The following is a 25,119-nucleotide window of genomic DNA, read 5'->3' as shown; positions in this document are numbered from 1 at the left end:
CCGCCGAACGGGGTATGGTGCGCCGCGGAGGAACTGCTTCATGATTGCGCAATCCGTCGACGCCCTGGCCGCGATGGTGCCCGATGGTGCCCTGGTGGCCCTGCCGCCGGACAACTCCCTGCCATCCGTCGCCCTCGCCAAGGCACTGATCCGCCGTGGCGCCAAGAGCCTGCGCCTGCTCGGCGTGCCGGTTTCCGGCTTCGCGACCGACCTGCTGATCGGCGCCGGCTGCGTCGCGGAGGTGCAGACCAGCGCGGTGAGCCTCGGCGAGGCCGGCTTTGCCCCCCGCTTCACCGCGGCGCTGAAGGAAGGCCGCATCACCGTGCGGGACGCCACCTGCCCGGCCATCCACACCATGCTGCAGGCCGCGGAAAAGGGGGTGCCCTTCATGCCGCTCCGCGGCATCATCGGCAGCGACATCCTGGCCAACCGGCCGGACTGGCGCGTCATCGACAATCCCTTCGCGCCTCCCGGCACCGACCCGATCGTGCTGCTGCCCGCCCTCGCGCCGGACTTCGCCCTGTTCCACGCCGCCATGGCCGACCGCCATGGCAATGTCTGGCTGGGCCGGCGCCGCGAATGCGCCACCATCGCCCATGCCGCGAAGCGCGCGCTGGTGACGGTGGAGCGCCTGCACGAGGGCAACCTGCTGGAGGATGAGCGCCTCGCTCCCGGCACCATCAGCGCCACCTACATCGACGCGGTGGCCATCGCCGAGCGCGGCGCCCAGCCGGCCGCCCTGCTCGACGAATACGGCTTCGACGCCGACTCCGTCGCCGCCTATGCCCGCGCCGCCCGCACGCAGGAGGGCTTCGACGCCTGGCTGGACGAGCACGTCTTCGGCAAGCGCCAGGAGGCCGCGGCATGATCCAGCCCGAGGAGCGCCTGGCCGCCGCCCTGGCGCGGCTGATCCTGGACCCCGCCGCCCCGCCGGCGCGGCACATCGCCGTCGGCGCCGCCTCGCCCATCCCGGCGGCAGCCTGCTGGCTGGTGAAGAAGCAGGGACACGACGTCCGCCTCTCCCTGCTGCACAAGCGCAGCGGCAATCCCTTCACCGAGGGCACGCGCGAGCTGTTCGACCTCACCGGCCAGGGGCGGATCGACCTGTTCTTCCTCGGCGGCGGGCAGATCGACGGGCAGGCCAACATCAACCTCGTCGGCACGGGCGAATGGCCCGGCCAGGGCGTGCGCTTCCCCGGCAGCTTCGGCAGCGCCTTCATGTATTTCATGACGCCGCGCACCATCCTGTTCCGCGAGGAGCACTCGCCCCGCGTGCTGGTGCCGCGGGTGGACAACATCTCCGCCCCCGGCGTCTCGCCGCCCGGCGTGTTCCGCCGCGGCACCGCCCAGGCGCTGGTGACGGGCAAGGCGATCTTCCGCTTCGATCCCGCCCGCGCCCGCTTCACCCTGGAGAGCACCAGCCCCGGCGAGGATGCCGCCAGCATCCGCGCCGCCACCGGTTTCGGCTATGACGAGCCGGCCAGCCTCCCCGCCACCCCCGACCCGAGCGAGGCCGAACTGGCCCTGCTGCGCGGCCCGGTCTGCGAGGAGATGCTGGAAACCTACCCCGACTTCTGTGCCCGCGTGTTTGGAAGGAAAGCCGCCGCATGACCGACGCCCTCCCGATGAATGAAGGCAGCGGCCTCGCCCGTTCCGCCGGCGCCCTGGCCGGCCTCAAGGTGATCGACCTGACGCGCGTGCTCGGCGGCCCCTACTGCACCATGATCCTCTCCGACCATGGCGCCGAGGTCATCAAGATCGAGCCGCCGCAGGGCGACGAGGTGCGCGAATGGGGCCCGCCCTTCGGCCCCGAGGAATCCGGCGCCGCCGCCAGCTACTTCATCGGCGTCAACCGCAACAAGCGCTCCATCGCGCTCGACCTCGGCAAGCCGCAGGGCCGCGAGGTGCTGCTGCGCCTGCTGGAAGACGCGGATGTGCTCGTCGAGAACTTCAAGCCCGGCTCGATGGAGAAATGGGGCCTCGGCTACGAGGAGGTGCTGAGCAGGCGTTTCCCGCAGCTGGTGCATTGCCGCGTCTCCGGCTTCGGCGCCACCGGCCCGCGCGGCGGCCTGCCGGGCTACGACGCCATCGTGCAGGCCATGGTCGGGCTGATGTCGATCAACGGCACGCCCGATAGCGGCCCGGTGCGGATGGCCACGCCCGTCGTCGATCTCGCCACCGGCCTCTACTCTGCCATCGGCATCCTGATGGCGCTGCAGGAGCGCGCCCGCTCCGGCCAGGGCCAGTATGTGGACATGACGCTGCATGACTGCGGCATGGCGCTGCTGCACCCGCATGCCGCCAACTTCCTGCTGAACGGCAAGCGCCCGAAGCCGACCGGCAACCCGCACCCGAACATCTCGCCCTACTCGGCCTTCCGCACCAGCACCTGCCAGATCTTCGTCGCCTGCGGCAACGACCCGGCCTTCCGCAAGTTCTGCGCCTTTCTCGGCCTGGAGGGGCTGCCGGACGATCCGCGCTTCCGCACCAACGGCGACCGCGTCACCAACCGGGACGCGCTGACCGCCATCCTGGAGGAGCGCCTCGCCAGCGAGGACGGCCACAGCCTCTGCGACCGCCTGCTGGCCGCCGGCCTGCCCGCCGGCCCGGTGCTGAACGTGGACGAGGCGCTGGCCGAGCCGCACACCGCCCACCGCGAGATGGTGACGCAGCTCGGCAGCTTCAGGGCGCTGGGCACGCCGATCAAGCTCTCCCGCACGCCGGGCGGCACCCGCGCCGCGCCGCCCGCCTTCAACCAGCATGGCGAGGCGGTGCTGCAGCAGCACGGCTTCTCGGAGGAGGAGATCGCGGCGCTGAAGGCCGAGGGTATCCTGCTCGAGAAGCGGCGCTGAGCCGCCGCCCTCCGGATGCCGCGGCAATCTCCGGAGGGCGAGCCGCCGCCGCGCGGGCCAGGATCAGCCCATGCCCACGACGATGACGCCCCGCCTCTGGGGCCTGCTGCTGCTGCTCGCCCTGGCCTGGGGCTGCAGCTTCTTCTTCATGGCGGTGGCGGTGAAGGCGCTGCCGCCGCTGACCATCGTGCTGGGGCGGGTGGCCCTGGCCTCGGCGCTGCTCTGGGGCCTGCTGGCTTTGAATGGCCAGTGCCTGTCGCTGCGCGGGCCGGTGCTGCTGGCCTGTCTCGGCATGGCCGTGCTCAACAACCTCGTGCCCTTTAGCCTGATCGTCTGGGCGCAGCAGTCCATCTCCTCCAGCCTGGCCTCGGTGGTGAACGCCGCCACGCCCGTCTTCACCGCCTGCGTGGCGCATGTCGCCACGCGCGACGAGAAGCTGAGCGGCCTGCGCCTGGCGGGCGTGCTGACCGGGCTGGCGGGCGTGGCGGTGCTGGCCGGGCCGGCGGCGCTGCGGCAGGGCGCGGAGTGGCCGGGCATCCTGGCCGGGCTCGGCGCCTGCCTGAGCTATGCCTTCGCGGCCGTCTGGGGCCGGCGCTTCCGCGCGCTCGGCGTGCCGCCCCTGGCCGCAGCCGCCGGCCAGACCACGGCCTCCACCCTGCTGGCGCTGCCGCTGGCCCTGCTGCTGGACCAGCCCTGGAACCTGCCCTCGCCTTCGCCGGAGGCGCTGCTGGCGCTGCTTGCCCTGGGGCTGGTCTCCACCGGCTTCGCCTACACGCTCTTCTTCCGCATCCTCGACGAGGCGGGCGCCACCAACAGCGCGCTGGTGACGCAGCTCGTCCCGGTCATGGCCATCCTGCTGGGCGTGCTGCTGCTGGGCGAGAGCCTGCTGCCGCGCCACCTCGCCGGCATGGTGCTGATCGCCGCCGGCTTCGCCCTGCTGGACGGGCGGCTGTTCCGCCCCCCCGCCGCGCTGCGCGGCTGAGGCGGGCGAGCCGCCCCGACTCAGGCGGAGCGCACCTGGGAGAGGAAGCTCTCCACCTGGCTGCGCAGCGTGCTGCTGGTCTCCGACAACTCGTCCGAGGCCGAGCGCACCTGCTCGGCGGCCCGCCCGTTGAGCTCGGAGGCGCTGCGCACCACGCCGGTCTCGCGTGAGACTGCCGAGGCCGCCGCCGCCGTGCCGGCAATGTTGCGGGCGATCTCCTGTGTCGCCGCGCCCTGCTCCTCCACCGCCGCGGCGATGGCAGCCGCCGTCTGGTCGATCTCCGCCACCACCGCGGCGATGCTGCGGATGGCCTCCACCGCGAGGCCGGTGGCCCCCTGGATGGCGCTCACCTGCTGGCCGATCTCGTCGGTCGCCTTGGCGGTCTGGCTGGCCAGCGACTTCACCTCCGAGGCCACCACGGCGAAGCCCTTGCCGGCCTCGCCGGCGCGCGCCGCCTCGATGGTGGCGTTCAGCGCCAGCAGGTTGGTCTGGCCGGCGATGTCGGAGATCAGCTTCACCACGTCGCCGATCTTGTTGGCGGTATCGGCCAGCTCGCGCACGGCGCGGTCGGTGCGCTCGGTTTCCGCCACCGCGCGGCGGGACACCTCGGCCGAGCGGCCGACCTGCCGGGTGATCTCGCCGATCGACGCCGTCAGCTCCTCGGTGGCGGCGGCGGCGGTCTGGGCGTTGCTGGAGGCGCCGTCCGAGGCCTCGGACAGGCTGCGGGTCAGGCGGGACCCCTCCTCCGCAGCCTTGCTCATCTCGCCGGAGGTGCCGTTCAGCCGCACCGCCGCTGTGCGCAGCTTCTCCAGTGCATGGCGCGTCTCGTCCCCGAAGCTCTTCACCAGCGCGCCGACCCGCTGGGCGCGCTCAGCCTGCGCCCGATCGGCGGCGGCCTGGGCGGCAGCCAGCCGCTCGCCCTCCTGCACCTTGGCGCGGAACACCTCCAGCGCGCGCGCCATGGTGCCGATCTCGTCTTTCCGCTCCTGCTCGAGAACAGCGACCTGCAGGTTTCCGGCGGTCATGGCCTCCATGTTCTCGGTCAGGCGCCGCACCGGGCCGCCAATGCCGCGCACCAGGTTGAAGCCGACTGCCACCAGCCCGGCCGCACCGATGCCGATCCAGCCCAGGATCATCCACAGCGAAGTCTCGTAGGCCGCGCGCGAGGCGGCCGTCGCCGCCACCGCACCTTCCGCGTTGAACTCCGTCAGCTTCTGGGTGGTCTCCTCGAAGGCGATGAACAGCGGCCGGCCCTCGGCGGCATCGGCCGTCGCCCCCAGCTTGTCGCCCTTGCGGCTGAGCGCCAGCGCCGACGGCAGCACCCGCTCATAGGCCTGCCAGCTCCGTGCCATGGCGTCGTAGAGGTCACGCTCCTTCGGGCCGGTGATCAGCAACTGATAGGCCGCAAAGCGCTCGGCGAGCCGGTCGCGGCTGGCCTGGATCAGCCGCTCCGCCTCGCTCATCTGCGCCGCGTCCTGGAGCATCACGTGGCGCAGGAACTGCATCCGGATGTTGGCCGCCGAGTCGGCGATGGCCGCCACCGTCTTCACGCTCGGCAGCCAGTTGCCGGTGATCTGCTCGGTGACCTCCTGCCCGCTGGACAGTCGTTGAAGGGCAAATCCGCCCAGGCCGGCCAGGCAGACCAGCAAGGCGGCCAGGGATGCGATAATGCGCGTCTTGAGGCTCACGGCGAACTCCCGGCAAGGGATCGGTTGCGGTTGCGCGCATTATCGCGAGAAGTGATTAAGAAGCCTTTCCACCCGGTGCTCCGGACGGTGCCGCTTGATCTGCAGCAAGGCGTGCCGTGCGCCGCCATGCGAAGCTTCGGGCATGATCGCCAATTGCCTGCACGATCTCGCCGCCCTCGGTCCGGGCGGGCTCGCCACCCTGATGGGCGCGCTGTTCCTGGCCGGGCTGGGCGGCGGCCTGACCCATTGCGCCGGCATGTGCGCGCCCTTCGTCCTGGCACAGGCGGCGGCGGGCGCCGAGCGGAGCGCCGGCGGCACCCTGCTGGCACGGCTCGCGGGCGCCGCACTGCTGCCTTACCACCTCGGGCGGACCGCTGGCTACGCGACGCTGGGCGGGCTGGCCGGTGGCCTTGCGGGGCTGGCGGGCGGACAGCTCGGGGCGCTGCGCTTCGTGCTGGCGGGTCTGCTGCTGACGGCGGCGCTGTTCATGCTGGCGCAGGCTTCCGGCCGGCTGGGCGCGATGCTGCCACACCTGCCCATCCCCCGCCTGCCCGCCTTCCGCCTGCCGGCCGCACCGGCCCGCTGGCTCGGCACGCTGCTGGCGGCGCCGGGCGGCTGGCGCGGCATGGCGCTCGGCCTGCTGCTCTCCGCCCTGCCCTGCGGCCTGCTCTATGGCGCCCTGGCCGCCGCCGCCGCCGCGGGCAGCGCCCTCGGCGGCGCGCTGGGCATGGCGGCCTTCTGCGCCGGCACGGTACCGGCCCTGGTCGGCGTCGCGCTGGTCGGGCGCTTCTTCGGGCGGCGCGCCGGCCCGCGGCTGCGGCTGGCCAGTGCTGCCCTCTTCGCGCTCAACGCCACCATGCTGGCCGGGCTCGCCTGGCGCATCCTGGCGCAGGCACCCGCCGCTTAGGCTTCGTTCACCGCCGCCGCCGATGCTGCCCCGCTCCAGGATGGAACATGGAGCAGCACCTTGGTGGCTTTGCTGGTTTCGGGCAACGTGCCGAGCACCATCTTCGAGAATGCCCGCCCGGGCGACTGGGTCGGCACCCTCTCGGTGGTGGGGCCGGAAGTGCTGGACGTCGCCCTCACCGGGCCGGACGCGAAGCTGTTCGAGGCGACGCTCGACCGCCTGACCGGCACCATCACCATCCTGCCGGCCATGGTGTTCGACCGCGAGTCCTACGCGCTGCCGCTGGGCACCGATCCCGTCCTCAATTTCGGTCTTTCCGTGCAGCTCGCCACCGGCTGGCAGGATCTCGGCCAGAGCTGGTCCGTCACCCTGCAGGACCTGGATGATGCGCCGCCGCGCCGGGTGGTCTTCGCCACTGGCGGGACGGTGCTGGAAAACGACATCGGCGCCGAGATCGGGCGCATCCAGGGCAGCGATCCGGACACCTACACGAGCCAGCTGACCTATCGCGTGGTCTGGCCGGACGAGGCCTATTTCGAGCTGAAGGATGGCAACATCCTGAAGCTGCGGGATGGTGTGGATCTGCTGCGCGAGGGCGGCACCACGCGGCAGGTGATGATCGAGGTCTCCGACGGCAAGCACGAGGCAAGCTTCCTGCTGGACGTGGTGGTGTTGAACGCCACCGATCTCGATACCCAGCCCGCTCCCCCCGCCCTGCCCCCCCCACCGCCACCCCCGCCTCCACCACCTCCGCCACCTCCGCCACCTCCGCCACCTCCGCCTCCTCCGCCTCCACCACCTCCGCCTCCGGCTGAGGGGCATACCGATCCACCTCCTCCCGCCCCGCCGGTGGAACGGCTGGAGATCCTGGCCAGGGCGGAGACGACGCTGCTGGGCGAGCTGAAGCTCCACTGGCAGGCGGAGCACAGCATCGCCACGCCGGACGGAAGCATCCACCTGGAGCTATCGGCGGGGCAGATCGTCTGGCTGGCACCGCAAGAGGTGCTCCAGGCCGTCAGCGGCGCACTGATGACGGGCGGAGCCGCTGTCCTGCCGCTCCAGGAGATGCTGGCGGGCGTGCTGCTGCAGTCCTCGGCGCCTGGGCTCTGGATCAGCCAGTCCGGCGAAGGGCCGCTGCTGGCGGACCTGGTGCGCGGCTTCCTCGAGGCGCATGCGGGCGCACTGGGCGCGCTGACCGATCCACCGATGTTGACGGCCCTCACCCATATGGGCCTGGGTCAGACGGTGGAGACGGAGAATTTCGTGTTCCACCTCATCGGCGATTTCTCGATGCCCGCGGCGGCGGGGGGCAACGGCACCCTCAACCCGGCCGCGACGACGGAGACGAATGCGCTGCTCGTCTCCGAACTGCATGAAATGCTGCTGGGCCGCCCCCCTTCCGCGGGCGATCTCATGCTCTGGGTGCAGCAGCTCGGCAGCGGCGCACTGGGCCCGGACCAGCTGGTGCATGTCCTTGCGGCCTCGCCCGAGGCGCAGGCGCTGCATGCCATGCAGACCGACGCGGCTTATGTCAGCGGACTCTACCGGGTGGCGATGAACCAGGATCCGGATGCCGCCATACTGGTGCACTGGATGACGCTGCTCAGCACCCATGTGCTGGACCGGGGCGAAGTGGCACTGCGCCTCGCGCAGGAGGCCATTGCCGTCCATCCCCCGGGGGAGGACATCCTCGGCCTGCCCTGAAGGGCCTCCCCAGACTTGCAACTGATTCTCATCTGCCGCAAGCTGGCCGGGTTCGCATTGCCGAGGGATCCCGCCATGGCGACACATGGACTTCCCACCTGGCCCTGGCAGGTGGCCCCGGTCACTTCGCTGCCGCTGGCCGAGGCGCTGCTGGTGGAGGGTATGCGGACCTGGGCCGATGCCGCCCGGCGGGGCCACCCGGCGCTCTCCGCGGCCCGGCTTCCCCTGGTCACGGAGGAGGTGGGCGCGGCGGCGCCGGCGCTGGATGCCGTGCTGCGGGCGGGCGGTCATCGCTTCGCGCTGGGCTGCCCGCTGGCGCCCTGCCTCGAGGGCGACGAGCCGGCCTTGCTGCTCGGCTTCTCGCTGGCGCAGCGCGGTCCGCGCCGCGAGGCCCTGGCGGCCTTCCTGCGGCTGCTGCCGCCTGCCCCGGCCTACAATGCCACGGGCGCCGCGCTGAGCCTGGCCTGCATCTTCCGCCGTGCCGGCCTTTTGCTGACCAACCCGCTGCGCTGAGACCAGCGCCTGCGAACTGATGGAAGGTCCAGGAAACTCGGTTTCCTGGCAGGGGAGCGCGAGGGGGCGGCGCCCCCTCGCAGGCGTTTCAGCCCGCCTGGGTCCAGGTGATGCGCCCCGGCGTGCCGCAGGCGTCGCAGACCGGCGCCCAGCGCGCATGCACCTTGCCGCAATGGCCGCAGCGCCAGCGCGGCTCGGGCGCGGCGGTGGTGGCGGCGCGCAGCCACTTGGCCTCGGCGGTGCGGGCGACGGGGCTGTCGCCATGCTCCACCTGCTCCAGCTCGACGAGCAGCAGATAGGCCCGCGCGTCGGCGGCGCCGGATTCGACCAGCGCCTCCAATTCGGTGCGCGCGCGCCCGGTCAGCCCGGCGGCCAGCGCCGCCCGCGCCAGCAGCAGGCGGCTTTCGGGGTGGGTGCGGTTGCCGTGCACCAGGGTCTCGGCCAGCTTGACCCGCGCCAGCGGCTCCGCCTCGCCTTCCAGATAGGCTTCGGCGATCTGCGGATGCGGCGCGGTGGCCCAGCCGGCCTCCAGCACGCTGCGGGCGCGACGCGGGCTGCCGGTGGCGCCCATCCGCGCCGCATGCGCCAGCACGGCGGGGGTGAAGCCGGGGTCGGCCTGGAAGGCCTGCTTCTCCAGCTCGGCGGCGCGGGTGGCGTCCGGCTCCTGGCTGGCGGCGGCCAGGGCCAGCGGCGCGCGCGGGGTGTCCGGCGCGGCCAGGGCCAGGGCCTCGCGCCAGTCCTGCGTGCGCAGGGCCAGCACGGCGCGCTCCTCGCGCAGCCAGGCCGCATTGGGGTAGGCCGCCTCGGCCTCGCGGGCGAGCGCCTGCGCCGCCGGCCAGTCCTTGCGCTGGATCGCCTGCCGCAGCAGGCCGCGCAGCCCGAGAAAGCGGGAATCCTCGCGCTTGGCCAGCGCCTGGAAAGCCTCGGCCGCGCCCTCCTCGCGCCCGGCCATGCGCTCGGCCTCGGCGGTCAGCAGCAGCAGCTGCGGGGTGTCGCCCATCAGCGAGCGGGCCTTGCGCACCTCGCCGCGCGCCGCATCGGCGGAGCCGGCGGCAAGGGAGACGAGGGCGCGGGTCAGCGCCGCCTCGCCCTTCTCCCGGTTGCGCGCGGCGCGGCGGGCACGCATGCGGGCCGGCCAGCTCACCAGCGCGCGGAGGCCGACGATGATGCCGTGCAGCACCAGGAACAGCACCGCCAGCAGCAGCAGCAGGATCGGCAGCGAGAGGCCGATGAAGGTGTCGCCGACGCGCACCTCGACCACGCCACCCATGCGCATCAGCACCCAGGCGAGGCCGACGCCGATGACGCAGACGAGCAGCAGCCAGATGGCGCGGCGCATCAGCCCTGCCCTCCGGCGCGGAGCTGCTGCAGCGCGTCACGCGCGGCGAGCAGGCCGTGCGCCCGGTCGAGCCAGTCCTGCATCGGCGCCTTGGCGGAGTCCGGCAGGCCCTCGACCTGCTTCACCGCACCGCGCAGGTCGCCGGCATCGAGCGCCCGGCGCGCCGCCTCCAGCTGGCTGCCGGCCGGGTCGCCCCAGACGACGTTGTCGCCGCGCCGGACGGTGACGAGATTGCCGAGCCGGTTCGCCGCGGATTCCCAGACGCTCTGCCCCTCGCCGGACGGCTGCGAGCTGGCGCGCGCCTCGCGGGCGGCGTCCTCGAAGGCGAGGCGCAGGCTGGCCTCGGTGGGCGGTGCGGTGTCGGCATAGCGGCGCAGCGCCGGCGGCACGTCCTCGGGCAGGGTGGAGAGCGCATGGCCCAGCGGCCGCCCGGCTTCCAGGGCACTTTCCGTCGCGGTGGTGGCGATCAGGCGGTTCAGGCGCCGCTCGGCATCGTTGAGGCGGCTCTCGCGCTTCTCCAGGGTGGCGAAGCGCTCGTCGAGCGCCTTGTCGCGCTCCTGCATGCGCTGGCGCGCTGCTTCCTCGGCGGAGGCGATGCGCTGCTGCATGGCAGTCTCGACCGCGGAGAAGCGGGGATTGAGCGCCTGTTCCGCCGCCGCAATGCGCTGCTCGATGCGCTGCTCCAGCTGAGAGCGGGCGCTGTCGATGCTTTGCGAGAAGTTGCGCTCGGCCTGCTCGATGCGCCCGGTCATGCGGTTCTGGAAGGCCTCGCGCTCGCTGGCCTGTTCTTCGAGCTGCTTCTGCTGCGCCGCCAGCTGCTGCGCCGCCTGGTCGGCGCGCTGCTGCAGGGCATCGAGGCGCTGCTGCTGCGCCTGCTGGTTCTGCTGCTGCGTGGCTGCCAGGGCGTCCAGGCGCTGCCCCGCCTGCGCCAGCGGGCCGGACTGCAGGGCCTGGAGCTGCTGTTGCACCGCACCGACGGTCTGGCCAAGCTGCGCCACCGGGCCGGACTGCAAGGCCTCCACCCGCTGCTCCAGCGCCGCGACGCGCGCGGGGTCGGTGGAGGGCTGATCGGAATCGCGGTTGGAGAGGCTGACGCCGAGCGCCGCCAGCGCGAGCACGCCGCTGATCGCGGCCACCGGCAGCGCCAGATGGTCGCGGCGTCCGTGACCGCTGGCCGGCCGGCCACCACCACCACCGCCCGGTGGCGTGGTGCCGCCGGGCGGCCGGGCGCCTCCCCCGGCCGGTGGCGGCGCGCCCTGCGGCGGCCGGGGCGATGCGGCGGCCGGGGTGGCGGGCTTCGCCGCGCCGCTGCCGGTCTCCTGCGCCAGGCGCGGGCTTCCGAGTGGCGAGCTGGCCGGAGAGTTCGCGGCGGAAACCGGCTTCGCGCTCTCCGAGGGTGGAGGCGGCACCGCCAGCCCCGGATCCTTTGCCGATGCCTCCGGCGCCGCGGCCTTGCCGGGTTGCGCGGCCGGCCCGGCGGGCGGGTTCGCCGTGCCGGCCGCGCCCAGAGCGCGCGGCGGCACGGTCGGGTTGTCGCGGCCCGGCTTGCGCGGCCCGTTCTCGCGGCTGCCGGGCACCGGCTCGGACTTCGGGGTCTCTTTCGGCGTGTCGGTCATTCTCTCTCCTGCCCCTCGTTCTCCGGTTCTGGGTACCCGGTCTCCGTCGCCCGCCCCGGCGCCGGGCCAAGCAGGGCCAGCAGTGCCGAGGGATCAGGCATCGCCGTAGCATGGATCGCTTGCCAAGGCATGTCCGCCAGGGTGCGCGCGATACGCGGAGACAACGCGAACGCCGCCATTCCGCGCACGGTTTCGGCAAGACCGCTGCGCCGCAGCAGGGCCTGGGTGATGCTGGCCGAGCGCGGCGAGAGGAACAGCGCCGCCCGAGCCGAGCCCTGCCGCAGGGCCGTCCGCGCCGATTCGGGAAGGGCGGCGGCGGGGCGGGCGGCGTAGACCACCCGGCGGCGCACTGCAAAGCCATGCCCGCGCAGGGCCGCGGCGAGGGCGGCGCCATAGCCCTGCCCCACCGCCAGCAGCAACGGACCCCTCCCGGGATCGAGCCGCGCCCTCGCGAGAACCGCCAGGGTGGCGGCCTCGCCCTCAGCGGGCGTGATGTCGGTGAAGCCCGCCGCGCGCGCCTCGGCGGCGGTGCCGCTCCCCACCGCCAGCACCGGCAGGGCCGGGTCCAGCCGCCCGGCCAGGGCACGGGCGGCAGCGCGGCTGGGCAGCAGCAGCGCCTGGGCCGGGCAGCCAAGATCGGGCGCCGGCGGCAAGGGCTGCAGCACCAGCGCAGGCGCCAGCAGCGGTCGCCAGCCCAGCGCCGCCACGGCGGCGGCCGTCTCGGCGCAGCCCGGCTCGGGCCGGGTGATCAGGACGGCGGGCGGCTCCCGCACCGGGCTAGGCGATGAAGATGTCGGCCGGGCTGTCGGCGCGCAGGCCCTCGCCCAGTTCACAGCCCAGGCGCTCGGCATCGGCCGCGGCGCCGTGCAGGCTGCGCTTCAGCAGGAAGCTGCCATCCGGCCGGGCCACCAGACCGGTCAGGTGCAGCTCGCCTGTCGGCAGCAGCCGCGCATGGCCACCGATCGGCGTGCGGCAGGAGCCGTCGAGCGCCGCCAGCAGCGCCCGCTCGGCGCGCGAGACGGCGCGCGCGGCGCGGTCCTCGATGCCGGCGAGCAGCTCGTGCAGCTCAACATCGGCGGCGCGCACGGTGATGCCGACGATGCCCTGCCCCGCCGCCGGGACCATCGCCTCCGGGTCCAGCACGACCGAGGCGCGCGCCTCCAGCCCGAGCCGCTTCAGCCCGGCCAGCGCCAGCAGCGTGCCGTCGAACTCGCCCGCCTCCAGCTTGCCGAGGCGCGAGCCGACATTGCCGCGGATCATTCCCACCTTCAGGTCCGGCCGGGCGTGCAGCAGCTGCGCCTGGCGCCGCAGGCTGGCGGTGCCGATCAGCGCACCGGCCGGGATCGCGGCGAGCGGGTCGGCGGCCTCGATCCCGCCGCAGCGCGGCCCCAGCACCATGGCGTCCCGCGCGTCTTCCCGCGTCATCGTGCAGGCCAGCACGACGCCAGGAGGAAGCTCGGTCTCCAGGTCCTTCAGGCTGTGCACGGCGAAGTCGATGCGGCCGTCCAGCAGCGCCTCGTGGATTTCCTTGGCGAACAGGCCCTTGCCGCCGATATCCGCCAGCCGCCGGTCCTGGATGCGGTCCCCGGAGGTGGCGATGACATGTTCCTCGAAAGCACTGGCATTCCGCAGCACCGGACAGAAATGCAGAATGCGGTCGAGGAAGGTGCGGGTCTGCCACAGCGCCAGCGGCGAGCCGCGGGTGCCGACGCGCAGCGGCAGCGGCCGGCGTGCATGGGGCTTGACCTGCGCCGTGTGAGGGTGCCCATGCGGGGGCATGCCCTGGCCGCCCCTCAGATCCGCAGGGGCCGTGACGCGGGAATGTGCGAAGGCACCCGCCGCGGCAGACGGCAGGACAGGGTGGGCAAGGGACATGCCGGCGTCATAGAACCACCGCCCGGCATGGGGAAGGCAGGAACGAATGCAATCGGCGCCTATCAGCGGACCAATCCTCGGTTTGGAGGCGAGTTGCGACGAAACCGCGGCGGCTCTGCTGGCGCCTGACGGCACCATCCTGGCCGAAGCCGTCCGCAGCCAGCTCGCCGAGCACACCCCCTTCGGCGGCGTCGTGCCGGAGATCGCGGCGCGTGCCCATCTGGCGCATCTGCCTGCCCTGGCCACCCAGGTGATGACGGAGGCGGGGGTGCGGCCGGCCGATCTCGGCGGCATCGCCGCCACCGCCGGGCCGGGGCTGATCGGCGGGCTGATCGTCGGCGCCAGCTTCGGCAAGGGCATGGCGATCGCCCACAACCTGCCTTTCCTCGGCATCAACCACCTGGAGGGCCACGCCCTCACCGCCCGTCTGCCGGGACTGGTGCCGGGCGGGGTGGAATTTCCTTATCTCCTGCTGCTGCTCTCCGGCGGGCATTGCCAATGCGTCGCGGTGGAGGGGCTGGGCCGCTACCGCCGCCTCGGCTCCACGCTGGACGACGCGGTGGGCGAGGCCTTCGACAAATCGGCCAAGCTGATGGGCCTGCCCTGGCCCGGCGGCCCGGCGCTGGAGAAGCTGGCGGCCTCCGGCGACGTGAAGCGCTTCCCCCTGCCCCGCCCGATGCTCGGCCGCCCCGGCTGCGACTTCTCCTTCAGCGGGCTCAAGACCGCCGTGGCCCAGACCATCCCGAAACTGGTGACCGGGCAGGACCGCGCCGACCTCGCCGCCGCCTTCCAGCACGCGGTCGCCGCCGTGCTGGCCGACCGCGCCCGCCATGCCCTCGCCATGCTCCCCGCCGCCACCGCCATGGTGGTGGCCGGCGGCGTGGCGGCCAACCAGGGCGTCCGTGCCGCCCTCACCGCCGAGGCCGCCCGCGCCGGCCTGCCGCTGATCGCGCCGCCCATCCGCCTCTGCACCGACAATGCGGTGATGATCGCCTGGGCCGGCATCGAGCGGCTGCGCGCCGGCCTGACCGACCCGCTGGACCAGGCGCCGCGCCCGCGCTGGCCGCTCGACGAGCTGTCGGCAGAACCTTCGGGGGGCGTCGCGGCATGAACTATCGCCACGCCTTCCACGCCGGCAACTTCGCCGACTGCATGAAGCACGCGCTGGTGGTCTCGCTGGTGCGCCGCCTCTGCGCCAAGGACACGCCCTTCCGCGTGCTCGACACCCATGCCGGCATCGGCGCCTATGACCTCTCCGGCACCGAGGCCGAGCGCACCGGCGAGTGGAAGCGGGGCATCGGCCGGCTGCTCGACATCACCGAGGGGCCGCTGGCCGAGTGGCTGGCCCTGGTGCGCCGTGCCGGCTTCCCGCCGCGCTATCCCGGCAGCCCCTCGCTGATCCGCATGATGCTGCGCCCGCGCGACCGCCTCATGCTCTGCGAACTGCACGAGGAGGACCACGCCACCCTGCGCACCCTGTTCCGCGGCGACCCTCAGACCGCCGTGCACAAGCGCGACGCCTGGGAGGCGCTGACCGCCCTCACCCCCTTCGCCGAGAAGCGCGGCCTGGTGCTGGTGGACCCGCCCTTCGAGGTCGAGGGCGAGTTCGAGCGCATGGCCGAGGGCCTCGCCACGGTCGCGCACCGCTTCCGCGCCGGGGTGCAGGCGCATTGGTACCCGATCAAGCACCGCGCCCCGGTGCGCGCCTTCCACACCGCCGTCCAGGAGAGCGGCGTGCGGGACATCCTGGTCTGTGAGCTGTGGCTGCGCGAGCCGACCGACCCGCAGCGGCTGAACGGCTGCGGCCTGGTGGTGATCAACCCGCCCTGGAAGTTCGAGGAGGAGGCGCGCGAGATCCTCGCCGTGCTGCTGGAGCGCCTGGGCGATGGTGAACCCGGCCAGGGCTGGGCCGTGACGCGGCTGGCGGAGGAGTAAGGCGCATGGAGCGGATCGCGGTGATCGGCGCCGGCGCCTGGGGCACGGCGCTGGCCATCCAGGCGGCGCGCGCCGGCGGCGAGGTGCGGCTCTGGGCGCGCGACGCCGGCCGGGCGGCGGCGATGCAGGACGACCGGGAGAACGCCGCCCACCTGCCCGGCCATCGGCTGCCGGAGGGCGTCACGGTGACGGCCGATGCCGCCGCCGCGCTGGAGGGCGCCGGGCTGGCACTGCTGGTGGTGCCGGCGCAGCACATGGCGGCGGTGCTGGCGCATCTGCCCGCCCTGCCACCCGCGCTGGTGGCCGCCAAGGGTGTGATCCGCGACGGGCTGCGGCTGCCGCTGGAAACCCTTGCCCTGCTGCGCCCCGGCCTGCCCGCCGGCGTGCTCTCCGGGCCCAACTTCGCCGGCGAGGTCGCCGCGGGCCTGCCCGCCGCCGCCGTGGTCGCCAGCACCGATACCGCCCTGCGCGAGGCCGCCGCGGCGCGGCTGGCGACGCCGGGCTTCCGCCTCTACGAGCAGGACGACCCGGTCGGCGTGCAGGTCGGCGGCGCGGCGAAGAACGTCATCGCCATTGCCGCCGGGGCGGTGATGGGCGCGGGGCTGGGCGAGAACGCCCGCGCCGCGCTGGTGACGCGCGGCCTGAGCGAGATCGCCCGCCTGGCCGGCGCGCTGGGCGGCCGGGCGGAGACGGTCAGCGGCCTCTCCGGCCTCGGCGACCTGCTGCTGACCTGCACCGGGCCGGGCAGCCGCAACTTCTCGCTCGGCGTCGCGCTGGGGCGGGGCGAGACGCTGGAAAGCATCCTGGCCGGGCGCAACAGCGTGACCGAGGGCGTCGCCACCGCCCCCGCCCTGCTGGCGCGTGCCCGCGCGGCGGGAGTGGACATGCCGATCACCGCCGCGGTGGCGGATGTGCTGGCCGGCAAGGAGGATGTCGCCGGGGCGATGGAGGCGCTGCTGTCCCGTCCGCGCCGCACGGAGTGAGGGTCCGGCGCTGCGCCGTGCCACCGGCGCCGGCCGCGCCGCGTTAGCGGATGAGGACACTGCTCTGGAGGGACCGGTCATGCCTCAGCGCCCCGCTGTCGTGGTTTTCGATGTCATCGAGACCCTTTTCCCGATCGAGCCGCTGGCGCCCCGGCTGGAGGCGCTGGGCCTGCCGGGCGCGCTGCTGCAGGGCTGGTTCGCCGCCAGCCTGCGGGACAGCTTCGCCCTGGCCGCCATCGGCGACTTCCATCCCCTGCGCACGGTGATGGGCGCCAACCTCGACGACCTGCTTGCCCGGCACGGATGCAGCGCGCCCGAGGAGCAGAAGTCTCACCTGCTCGACGGCATGGGGCAGCTGCCCGCCCATGCGGACGCGGCGGAAGCCATGGACCTGCTGCGCGCGGGCGGGCTGCGCCTCATGGCGCTCAGCAACGGTGCGGCGGAGACGACGGAAAAGCTGTTGCGCGGCGCCGGCCTGCGGGAGCGGGTGGCGGAGGTCGTCTCCGTGGAGGAGGTGCGGCTCAGCAAGCCGCGCCGGGAGGTCTATGCGCGGGCCGCCGCGCGGGCGGGGGTAGCGGCGGAGCGGATGCTGCTGGTGGCGGCCCACCCCTGGGACGTGAATGGCGCCAGGGCGGCTGGGCTGATGGGCGGCTTCGTCGCGCGCGGCCGGCCTTATCCCACCATGCTCCCCGCCCCGGAGGTGCAGGGAGCCGGGCTGCCGGAGGTGGCGCGGGCGATCCTGGCGCTCGCCTGAGGGATGAGGGTCACCGGCGGCCGGTTCTTCCGGCGGCCGCGGGTAATATTGATAATCGATCTCAAAGGCGCGGAAATACTTTCCTTAACATTTCGGCACCTTCCCCGGCTTCTTGGACATGCCATTCTTGGCGGCGTTCTCACGGATACTCGGGAGCCCGCCAATGGCGATTGACAGCATTTCGGAACCAGGCGTCGCCGCCGCCACGCGCATCATCGCCGGCGACGATCGCACGCAGTACGACCGCGTCGCGATGACGCTGCACTGGCTGACCGCCGCCCTGGTCCTCGCCCAGTTCGCCCTCTCCCAGACCTGGGAATTCTTCGAGCGGCCGGGTCGCCACCTGCTGATCGTGACCCACATGTCCTTCGGCATCCTGCTCACCCTGGTGGTGGTGGGGCGCATCGCCTGGCGGCTGGTGCCCGGCCACCAGGTGCCGGCCGCCGCGGCCGGGTGGAGGGAGCGCGCCGCCAAGGCGATGCACTACCTGCTCTACGCGCTGCTGGTGGCCGAGGCGGTGCTGGGATATGTGCTCCGCTGGTCCGGCGACGAGGCGATGAGCTTCTTCGGGCTGCTCATCCCGCCGCCCTTCGCCCCTTTCTCGCGGTCGGCCCACCACCTCGTGGGGGAGGCGCACGAGTTCATCGGCTGGGCGATCGTCGTGCTCGCCGCCGCCCATGCCGCCGCGGCGCTGTACCACCATTTCATCCTGCGGGATGGCCTGCTGTGGCGGATGCTGCCCGGTGGCCCCCGGCCCGGCGCAGCGTTCCAGCCCGCTTCCTCCGGGCAGCCCCTGCAGCGCTGAAGCCCTGCCCGTACCGGTGGGTCGTCCCTTCACTCAAGGGCTTGTGAAGCCTGCGGGATCATGATTTCAGCAGCAGCGTTGCATCCGCCGGGCAGAGGCATTGCTGATGGACGAGATCCTGGAGCGACGGCGCCGGCTGGTCGTCAACCTGCTGCACGCCGCCGGCGCCGCGACCGTCGCGGCCCTGTGGGCTTTCGAATCCAGCGCCGGCCTCATCACGGATCTCGACCGCTACGCCTACCCCGTCCTCCTGCTCGTCCTGGGGGTCGGCTTCGGCGTGCGGTGGCTCAGGCCGCGCCACCGGGTGATGGCGGAGCTCGGCGCCTATGGCGTCTTTGCGGGCTATTTCATCACCGCCATCCTCTCCTTCCTCATCCTGCAGCCGGACAACCGTGTCTACACCGTGGCCAACACGCTGCAGTGGATGCCCGTGATCTATCTGGCCGCCTTCTTCTTCTTCCCGCGCCGGCTGGCCGTGATGGCCTCCTGGAGCGTCTTCGCGCTGGCGCTGCTGGTGCCGGTCGCGGCCCTGCTCTGGGGCAATCTCGCCTCCTGGGATGGCGCGCTGATCTCGCTCCTGGCCAATGCCTATGTCGTTCACCTGCTGACGCTGGCCTGCCTCTCGCTGCTGGCGCTGTTCGGCACCCGCTATGAGCATGTTCAGCGCCGCGCCCGCGCACTGGAAAGCGCCGTGCTGACGGACCCGCTGACCGGCGTCGCCAACCGGCGCGGCCTGGAGCGGGCACTGGAAAGCCTCAACCAGACGCCCGGCCGGCTGGTGGGGCTGATCCTGCTCGACACCGACCACTTCAAGGCGGTCAATGACCGCTTCGGCCACATAATCGGCGACGAGGTGCTGGCCGACCTCGGCCAGCGGCTCTCCGCCCGGCTGCGGCGCGGCGACATCCTCGGCCGCTGGGGCGGCGAGGAGTTCCTGCTCATCACGCCGGACACCATCCAGATGACCGCGATGGGCATCGCCGAGCGGATGCGGGCCATCGCCCGGGAGGTGCCGCATCCGGCGGTAGGCACGATCACGGTGAGTGCCGGGGTCGCGGTCTGGATGTCGGGCACGCCAGTACAGGAGGCGCTGCACCGGGCCGACATGGCGCTCTATGCCGCCAAGGCGCAGGGCCGCAACCGGGTGGAGGCGGGCTGAGGCGGGCGCTTGAAGGTGGCGCACCGGTTCAGCCCTCCGGGGCCTCCGCCCCCCCCCTCGGCCATCGGGCCGCTCAGTCCGCCCGCAGCGCCGCCCCCGCGGCCAGCGGCGCCAGCGGCAGGGCGGCGGCGGCCAGGGCACCCAGCAGCAGCAGGAAGGGCCGCGCCGGCAGGCCGCTCGCCGCCGCCTCGATCCCCGCCGCGCCGAAGATGACGGCGGGAATGGTCAGCGGCAGCACCAGCAGCGGCAGCAGCACCCCGCCCCGGCGCGCGCCCAGCGTCAGCGCCGCGCCGGCCGTGCCGACGAAGGAGAGGAACAGCGTCGCCAGCCCGAGCGCCAGCACCGCCACCCCCCAGGCCTCCACCCGCAGGTTCAGCATGGCGCCGGCAACCGGCGTGGCGACCAGCAGTGGCGCCCCGGTGGTCAGCCAGTGGCCGGCCGCCTTCACCGCGGTGATCTGCATGCCGGAAAGGCCGGAGAGCAGGAGCTGGTCGAGCGAACCATCCTCCGCCTCCGCGCCGAACAGGCGGTCCAGCGGCAGCAGCGCGGCCAGCAGGGCGGCGGCCAGCAGGGCGCCGGGCGCCAGCCGGGCCAGCATCTCCGGCGCCGGGCCGACGCCGAAGGGAAAGAGCGCCGTCACCAGCAGGAAGAACAGCACCGCCGCGAGCGTGTCCGCGGGGTGGCGGACCGCCAGCAGCAACTCGCGCCTGAGCAGGGCGATCATGCCGCCGGCTCCAGCCGCAGCTCCCGCGCGCCGGGCAGCGGCAGCGGCACATGGGTCGCCGCCAGCACCGCGCCCCCCGCCGCACGGTGGCGGGCGAGCAGATCCCCGAAGCGGGCGACGGAGGCCGTGTCCAGCCCGACCGAAGGCTCGTCCAGGAGCCAGAGCGCGCAGGGCGCCAGCGCCAGCCGGGCCAGCGCCAGCCGCCGCTTCTGCCCGGCCGAGAGCATCCGCGCCGGCAGTTCGGCCAAGGGGGCCAGCGCCACCGCCTCCAGCGCGGCGGTGATGTCGCCGCCCCAGCGGCTGGCCCAGAAGCGCAGGTTCTCGGCCACCGTCAGGCCAGGCTTCAGCGCCTCGGCATGGGCGAGGTAGCGCAGCCGGGCGGCGTGCTCGGCCGGCTCGGCCAGGGCGTCCCCGCCCTGCCAGAGCAACGCGCCCTCGGCCAGCGGCACCAGCCCGGCGAGCGCCCGCAGCAGGGTGGACTTGCCGGCGCCGTTGGGGCCGGTCAGCAGCAGCGCCTCCCCCGGCGCGACCCGGAAGGAAAGCCCGGCGAAGACAACCCGCTCGCCGCGCACCACTGCCATGTCTTTTGCTTCCAGCACCGCACCCCGCGCCCCTGCCCACCGATGGACCGGGGGCGCCACCCGTGTAATAAGCAAGGGCGTTCGCAGCAAATCTCTAAGGGACCCCGGACCATGCGGATGATCGGGCAGGATAGCCTGAAGGCGCGTCGCTCCCTGACAGTCGACGGCAAGACCTACCATTACTTCAGCCTGCCCGAAGCGGCGAAGAGCATCGGCGATATCAGCCGCCTGCCCTACAGCCTCAAGGTCCTGCTGGAGAACGTTCTGCGGCACGAGGATGGCCGCACCTATACGGTGAAGGACGCCGAATCCATCGCCGAGTGGGTGAAGGAAGGCCGGAGCGAGAAGGAAGTGCCCTTCCGCCCCGCCCGCATCCTGATGCAGGACTTCACCGGCGTTCCCGCCGTGGTGGACCTCGCGGCGATGCGCGACGGCATCATCAAGCTCGGCGGCGACCCGAAGCGGGTCAACCCGCTGGTGCCGGTCGATCTGGTGATCGACCATTCGGTGATGGTAGACGTCTCCGGCAGCGCCTCGGCGCTGCAGAAGAACGTCGACATCGAGTTCGAGCGCAACGGCGAGCGCTACGAGTTCCTTCGCTGGGGCCAGGAGGCGTTCAACAACTTCCGCGTCGTCCCCCCCGGCACCGGCATCTGCCACCAGGTGAACCTGGAATATCTGGCGCAGGGCGTCTGGACCACCACCGACGCCGGCGACACCTACGCCTATCCCGACAGCTGCTACGGCACCGACAGCCACACCACCATGGTGAACGGCCTGGGCGTGCTGGGCTGGGGCGTCGGCGGCATCGAGGCCGAGGCGGCCATGCTCGGCCAGCCGATCGCCATGCTGATCCCCGACGTCATCGGCTTCAAGCTGCATGGCAAGCTGCGCGAGGGCGTCACCGCCACCGACCTGGTGCTGACCGTCACGCAGATGCTGCGCAAGAAGGGCGTGGTCGGCAAGTTCGTCGAGTTCTTCGGCCCCGGCCTCGCCGAGATGGCGCTGGCGGACCGCGCCACCATCGGCAACATGGCCCCGGAATACGGCGCCACCTGCGGCATCTTCCCGATCGACGAGGTGACGCTCGACTACATGCGCCTCTCCGGCCGTGACGAGCACCGCATCAACCTCGTGCGCGAGTACTACAAGGCGCAGGGCATGTTCGCCGACGCCAGCATGCCGGAGCCGGTCTTCACCGACACGCTGGAGCTGGACATGGCCACCGTCGAGCCCTCGCTCGCCGGCCCGAAGCGTCCGCAGGACCGCGTGGCGCTGTCCAACGCCGCCCCCGCCTTCGCCAAGGAGCTGGCCTCCGGCAACCTGGGCGTCCCCGGCGACAAGGCCGACCTGCGCGTGCCGGTCGAGGGCGCCAACTACGACCTCGGCCATGGCGACGTGGTGATCGCCGCCATCACCTCCTGCACCAACACATCGAACCCCTATGTGCTGGTCGCCGCCGGCCTGGTGGCGAAGAAGGCCAACGAGTTCGGCCTGAAGCCGAAGCCCTGGGTGAAGACCTCGCTCGCCCCCGGCTCCCAGGTGGTCACCGACTACCTGCAGAAGGCCGGGCTCGACACGCATCTCGACGCGCTGGGCTTCCAGACCGTCGGCTATGGCTGCACCACCTGCATCGGCAACTCGGGCCCGCTGGCCGACCCGATCGTGGACGCCATCGAGAACAACAAGCTGGTCGCGGTCTCCGTGCTCTCGGGCAACCGCAACTTCGAGGGCCGCGTGCACCCGAACGTGCGCGCCAACTACCTGGCCTCGCCGCCGCTCGTCGTGCTCTACGCGCTGGCCGGCTCGATCACGCTGGACGTCACCACCCAGCCGATCGGCACCGGCAAGGACGGCCAGCCGGTCTACCTGAAGGACATCTGGCCGACGCAGAAGGAGGTGAACGACACCGTCGCCGCCGTCGTGACGCGCGAGATGTTCCAGGCCCGCTACTCCGACGTCTTCAAGGGCCCGCAGCAGTGGCAGGCGATTCGCGTCGATGCCGGCTCGGACACCTACCGCTGGAACTCCGGCTCCACCTACGTGCAGAACCCGCCCTATTTCGAGGACATGGACCGCGAGCCCAAGCCGATCGCCTCGTTCACCGGCGCACGGGTCCTGGCGCTGCTCGGCGACTCCATCACCACCGACCACATCTCCCCCGCGGGCTCGATCAAGAAGACCGCGCCGGCCGGCGAGTACCTGCTGGAGCACCAGGTGCGGCAGCAGGACTTCAACAGCTACGGCGCCCGCCGCGGCAACCATGAAGTCATGATGCGCGGCACCTTCGCCAATATCCGCATCAAGAACGAGATGGTGCCGGGCATCGAGGGCGGCATCACCAAGCACCACCCCTCCGGCGAGGTGATGTCGATCTACGACGCCGCCATGAAGTACAAGGCGGAGGACGTGCCGCTGGTGGTCTTCGGCGGCAAGGAGTACGGCACCGGCTCCTCGCGCGACTGGGCGGCGAAGGGCACCTTCCTGCTCGGCGTGAAGGCGGTGATCGCCGAGAGCTTCGAGCGCATCCACCGCTCCAACCTGGTGGGCATGGGCGTGCTGCCGCTGGTCTTCAAGCCGGGCGAGGACCGCAAGAGCCTCGGCCTGACCGGCGAGGAGATCATCGACATCCAGGGCCTGGAGGATCTGAAGCCCCGCATGATCCTGGAGCTGGTGATCCACCGTCCGGACGGCTCGGTGACCAGGACCGAGGTCCAGTGCCGCGTCGATACCGCCGACGAGGTCGAGTACTACAAGAACGGCGGCATTCTGCACTACGTGCTGCGCAGCATGGCGCTGCCGAAGGCCGCCTGAACGCGACAGCTCCGGAGGGTCCACCTCCGGAGCTTTTCCGCGCATTCGACGAGGCCGGGGGCTCGCCCCGGCCTTTCTGGTTTCAGCGGGGGCGGTTCAGCCGCAGCGGGCCAAACAGCGCGGCGCCCCAGGGCAGGTCCATCAGCCCGCGCAGGAGCGTGCGGGGCGTCATCGGCTGCGGGGCGATATTCAGGGGCATTGCCGGTCTCCTGTATTGGGTGGCGTCCCGGATATCGGCGCGAATGATGGAGGCGTCCTGAAGCGCTCCAAAACTCGATGTCATGCGCTGCGCAGGGCGGCCAGGCAGCGGTTCACCTCTGCGTGCAGCGTCTTGCCCGCGCCTGGCCTGCGCCGCCTCGACCGCCGCGCTCAGCGCCAGCAGGTTGGCCTGGCTGGCGATGTCGTTGATGATTTGCACCCCCTCGCCGATGCACTCGGCCAAGCGCTTCAGCTCCAGCACCGCCCCTTCGGTCTGCTGCGCCTGCCGCGAGACGTTGCGGGCCGCCGAGAGTTCGCTGAATGCCCATGGCGCATCCACACCGAGAGCCTCAGGACCCCCGCCACGGGAACCAGGAACACCACCAAGCCCCAGCAGGATCATGGCCGACCTGCCCAAGCGCCTCCATCGCACGCATGCCTCTGCTGCCTCGCGGACGCAGCGTCGGGGGGTGATTGATGGCCGGCAACTTCCGACGGCGCCCGGAATTTACGGAATCGTGATCATACAGGGCTGGAACGCCCCCGCCCGCGCTGGACCACGCCCCCGCTTTCCGCCCCGAGGCCTCCGAAGGCCCGCATCCATCCATGCGCGCCGGGCGTTCTGCTCTCGCTCGGGGATGTAATGCCGGGCCTCAGCTCCCAGGTTCCGCCCATGACTGCGCTGCGTCGCATCGACCATATTTCCGATCTGCACTTCAACCGCGTGGACGACTCGGCGGCTGAGGCCCTGGTCGAGGCGCTCAACGCCGACCCGGCGGACCTGGTGGTGATCAGCGGCGACCTGACGATGCGCGCCCGCTCCTTCGAGTACCGTGCCGCGCGCCGCTTCATGGAGGCGCTGAAGGCGCCGATCATCGTGGTGCCCGGCAACCACGACATCACCAACTACTGGCCCTGGGAGCGCTTCCTCGACCCCTTCGGCCGCTGGCGCCGCTTCGTCGGCGGCGAGACGGAGCCGATCTGGCGTGACGACCATATCGCGGTGATCGGGCTGAACACGGTGGTGCGCGGCGGGCTGCACCTCTCCTGGGAGGGCGGCCGCGTGAAGGCCCACCGGCTGAAGCGACTGCTGCGTCGGCTGGAGGAACTGCCGCCCGGCCTGTTCCGCATCGTCGTTGCGCACCATCCCTTCCTGGCGCCGGAGGACGCGCCCGAAACGCAGTTGGCCCGCCGTGCCGCGCCGGCACTGGAGGAGTTGCAGCGCGCCGGCGTGCGGCTGATCCTCTCGGGCCATCTGCACCGCGGCTATGTGCGGCTGCACCGCGGCGCCGCCGGCAGCGCCGTTCATCGGCAGGAGTTGCTGGTGGTACAGGCGGGCTCCGCCATCTCCACCCGGCTGCGCGGCGAGCCGAACGCCTACAACCGCATCATCGTGGACGGCGGGCAGCCGCGCATCGAGCCCCGTCGCTGGGATGGCAGTGCCTGGACCAGCGCCGCCGCCCCTGCCTGGCCCACCGAGGTGCTGGCGCCCTGAGCTCCGCTAAAGCAGATCCCGTTCCGATGGCATCATCGGGACGGGTGAAGATGCTGGAAGAAACAAACGGCTAGGTGGTGGTGACGATTTCCTGATCTGAGGGATTCCGCTGCTGAGCGGGGCGTGATTCAAGGCTGGCTTTTGGAGGCTGGCCTGGATGAGCGCGGACCCGGATGCGTTGCGCGATGACCAGTG

23 protein-coding genes are annotated in these 25,119 nt (G+C 72.4%); 15 read left to right on the top strand and 8 right to left on the bottom strand.

Annotated features, from left to right (window positions below):
• Positions 1-40 precede the first annotated feature (40 nt).
• The 4 genes from QMO56_RS17820 to QMO56_RS17805 all read left to right on the top strand — a co-directional run bounded on the left by QMO56_RS17820 (position 41) and on the right by QMO56_RS17805 (position 3,834).
• Positions 41-868, top strand: a complete 828-nt coding sequence (locus QMO56_RS17820) for a CoA transferase subunit A (protein WP_283527889.1) — start codon at positions 41-43, stop codon at positions 866-868.
• Entirely contained in the window at positions 865-1,611 is a 747-nt protein-coding gene (locus tag QMO56_RS17815; protein WP_283527887.1) for a CoA synthetase, read from the top strand. The genes QMO56_RS17820 and QMO56_RS17815 overlap by 4 nt, the downstream gene beginning before the upstream one ends.
• Entirely contained in the window at positions 1,608-2,852 is a 1,245-nt protein-coding gene (locus tag QMO56_RS17810) for a CaiB/BaiF CoA-transferase family protein (protein WP_283527885.1), read from the top strand. Before QMO56_RS17815 ends, QMO56_RS17810 begins: the two co-directional genes overlap by 4 nt.
• A gap of 70 nt (positions 2,853-2,922) precedes the next feature.
• Positions 2,923-3,834 (top strand): DMT family transporter, encoded by a 912-nt coding sequence (locus QMO56_RS17805; protein ID WP_283527883.1) that lies wholly within the window; start codon positions 2,923-2,925, stop codon positions 3,832-3,834.
• A 20-nt stretch (positions 3,835-3,854) separates the two neighbouring features.
• Here the strand turns inward: QMO56_RS17805 and QMO56_RS17800 are convergent, their stop codons facing one another.
• Positions 3,855-5,522 carry a methyl-accepting chemotaxis protein gene (locus QMO56_RS17800; protein WP_283527882.1) on the bottom strand — a complete coding sequence of 556 codons (1,668 nt, stop codon included), beginning with the start codon at positions 5,520-5,522 and terminating at the stop codon, positions 3,855-3,857.
• 142 nt (positions 5,523-5,664) lie between these two features.
• Here QMO56_RS17800 and QMO56_RS17795 point away from each other — a divergent pair, with 142 nt between their 5' ends.
• The 3 genes from QMO56_RS17795 to QMO56_RS17785 all read left to right on the top strand — a co-directional run bounded on the left by QMO56_RS17795 (position 5,665) and on the right by QMO56_RS17785 (position 8,646).
• A complete protein-coding gene (locus tag QMO56_RS17795) occupies positions 5,665-6,429 on the top strand; it encodes a sulfite exporter TauE/SafE family protein (RefSeq protein WP_283527880.1) in 765 nt (254 codons plus the stop codon).
• A gap of 63 nt (positions 6,430-6,492) precedes the next feature.
• Complete coding sequence (locus tag QMO56_RS17790) at positions 6,493-8,133, top strand: DUF4214 domain-containing protein (RefSeq protein WP_283527878.1); 1,641 nt, start codon at positions 6,493-6,495, stop codon at positions 8,131-8,133.
• A 75-nt stretch (positions 8,134-8,208) separates the two neighbouring features.
• Positions 8,209-8,646 carry a hypothetical protein gene (locus QMO56_RS17785; RefSeq protein ID WP_283527876.1) on the top strand — a complete coding sequence of 146 codons (438 nt, stop codon included), beginning with the start codon at positions 8,209-8,211 and terminating at the stop codon, positions 8,644-8,646.
• An 88-nt stretch (positions 8,647-8,734) separates the two neighbouring features.
• On the opposite strand, the gene QMO56_RS17780 is transcribed toward QMO56_RS17785, so the two are convergent.
• Genes QMO56_RS17780 through hemC form a run of 4 tightly spaced genes read right to left on the bottom strand, consistent with a single transcriptional unit; the run spans position 8,735 to position 13,476 of the window.
• Positions 8,735-9,985: a heme biosynthesis HemY N-terminal domain-containing protein gene (locus QMO56_RS17780; RefSeq protein WP_283527874.1), complete on the bottom strand. Its 1,251-nt coding sequence runs from the start codon at positions 9,983-9,985 to the stop codon at positions 8,735-8,737.
• On the bottom strand, positions 9,985-11,601 hold the full coding sequence (locus QMO56_RS17775) for a COG4223 family protein (protein WP_283527872.1): 1,617 nt from the start codon (positions 11,599-11,601) through the stop codon (positions 9,985-9,987). Before QMO56_RS17775 ends, QMO56_RS17780 begins: the two co-directional genes overlap by 1 nt.
• The gene (locus QMO56_RS17770) at positions 11,598-12,374 is read right to left on the bottom strand and encodes a uroporphyrinogen-III synthase (protein ID WP_283527871.1); all 777 of its coding nucleotides are present in this window, start codon (positions 12,372-12,374) and stop codon (positions 11,598-11,600) included. The genes QMO56_RS17775 and QMO56_RS17770 overlap by 4 nt, the downstream gene beginning before the upstream one ends.
• 4 nt (positions 12,375-12,378) lie before the next feature.
• Positions 12,379-13,476, bottom strand: a complete 1,098-nt coding sequence (hemC, locus tag QMO56_RS17765) for a hydroxymethylbilane synthase (RefSeq protein WP_408906538.1) — start codon at positions 13,474-13,476, stop codon at positions 12,379-12,381.
• A 46-nt stretch (positions 13,477-13,522) separates the two neighbouring features.
• Between hemC and tsaD the strand changes: the two genes are divergently transcribed.
• The 6 genes from tsaD to QMO56_RS17735 all read left to right on the top strand — a co-directional run bounded on the left by tsaD (position 13,523) and on the right by QMO56_RS17735 (position 19,112).
• Positions 13,523-14,587: a tRNA (adenosine(37)-N6)-threonylcarbamoyltransferase complex transferase subunit TsaD gene (tsaD, locus tag QMO56_RS17760; protein WP_283527867.1), complete on the top strand. Its 1,065-nt coding sequence runs from the start codon at positions 13,523-13,525 to the stop codon at positions 14,585-14,587.
• Positions 14,584-15,411 carry a 23S rRNA (adenine(2030)-N(6))-methyltransferase RlmJ gene (locus tag QMO56_RS17755; protein WP_283527866.1) on the top strand — a complete coding sequence of 276 codons (828 nt, stop codon included), beginning with the start codon at positions 14,584-14,586 and terminating at the stop codon, positions 15,409-15,411. Before tsaD ends, QMO56_RS17755 begins: the two co-directional genes overlap by 4 nt.
• A gap of 5 nt (positions 15,412-15,416) precedes the next feature.
• Positions 15,417-16,394, top strand: a complete 978-nt coding sequence (locus QMO56_RS17750) for an NAD(P)H-dependent glycerol-3-phosphate dehydrogenase (RefSeq protein WP_283527864.1) — start codon at positions 15,417-15,419, stop codon at positions 16,392-16,394.
• A 79-nt stretch (positions 16,395-16,473) separates the two neighbouring features.
• Positions 16,474-17,148 (top strand): haloacid dehalogenase type II, encoded by a 675-nt coding sequence (locus tag QMO56_RS17745; protein ID WP_283527862.1) that lies wholly within the window; start codon positions 16,474-16,476, stop codon positions 17,146-17,148.
• 163 nt (positions 17,149-17,311) lie between these two features.
• On the top strand, positions 17,312-17,953 hold the full coding sequence (locus QMO56_RS17740) for a cytochrome b (RefSeq protein WP_283527860.1): 642 nt from the start codon (positions 17,312-17,314) through the stop codon (positions 17,951-17,953).
• A 106-nt stretch (positions 17,954-18,059) separates the two neighbouring features.
• Positions 18,060-19,112 carry a diguanylate cyclase gene (locus QMO56_RS17735; protein ID WP_283527858.1) on the top strand — a complete coding sequence of 351 codons (1,053 nt, stop codon included), beginning with the start codon at positions 18,060-18,062 and terminating at the stop codon, positions 19,110-19,112.
• 73 nt (positions 19,113-19,185) lie between these two features.
• On the opposite strand, the gene ccmB is transcribed toward QMO56_RS17735, so the two are convergent.
• Complete coding sequence (ccmB, locus tag QMO56_RS17730; protein WP_283527856.1) at positions 19,186-19,836, bottom strand: heme exporter protein CcmB; 651 nt, start codon at positions 19,834-19,836, stop codon at positions 19,186-19,188.
• Positions 19,833-20,477, bottom strand: a complete 645-nt coding sequence (ccmA, locus tag QMO56_RS17725; RefSeq protein ID WP_349362370.1) for a heme ABC exporter ATP-binding protein CcmA — start codon at positions 20,475-20,477, stop codon at positions 19,833-19,835. Before ccmA ends, ccmB begins: the two co-directional genes overlap by 4 nt.
• 51 nt (positions 20,478-20,528) lie before the next feature.
• On the opposite strand from ccmA, the gene acnA reads away from it, so the two are divergent.
• Positions 20,529-23,231, top strand: a complete 2,703-nt coding sequence (gene acnA, locus QMO56_RS17720; RefSeq protein WP_283527853.1) for an aconitate hydratase AcnA — start codon at positions 20,529-20,531, stop codon at positions 23,229-23,231.
• Positions 23,232-23,313: 82 nt separating this feature from the next.
• On the opposite strand, the gene QMO56_RS17715 is transcribed toward acnA, so the two are convergent.
• Positions 23,314-23,832: a methyl-accepting chemotaxis protein gene (locus tag QMO56_RS17715; protein ID WP_283527851.1), complete on the bottom strand. Its 519-nt coding sequence runs from the start codon at positions 23,830-23,832 to the stop codon at positions 23,314-23,316.
• Between the two features lie 270 nt (positions 23,833-24,102).
• Here QMO56_RS17715 and QMO56_RS17710 point away from each other — a divergent pair, with 270 nt between their 5' ends.
• Entirely contained in the window at positions 24,103-24,924 is an 822-nt protein-coding gene (locus tag QMO56_RS17710) for a metallophosphoesterase (RefSeq protein WP_283527849.1), read from the top strand.
• The last annotated feature ends 195 nt before the right edge of the window (positions 24,925-25,119 follow it).

Origin of the sequence: Roseomonas sp. E05, from assembly GCF_030063475.1 — a bacterium.
Classification (GTDB): domain Bacteria; phylum Pseudomonadota; class Alphaproteobacteria; order Acetobacterales; family Acetobacteraceae; genus Pseudoroseomonas.
This window is presented reverse-complemented; position numbering and strand designations above follow the sequence as displayed.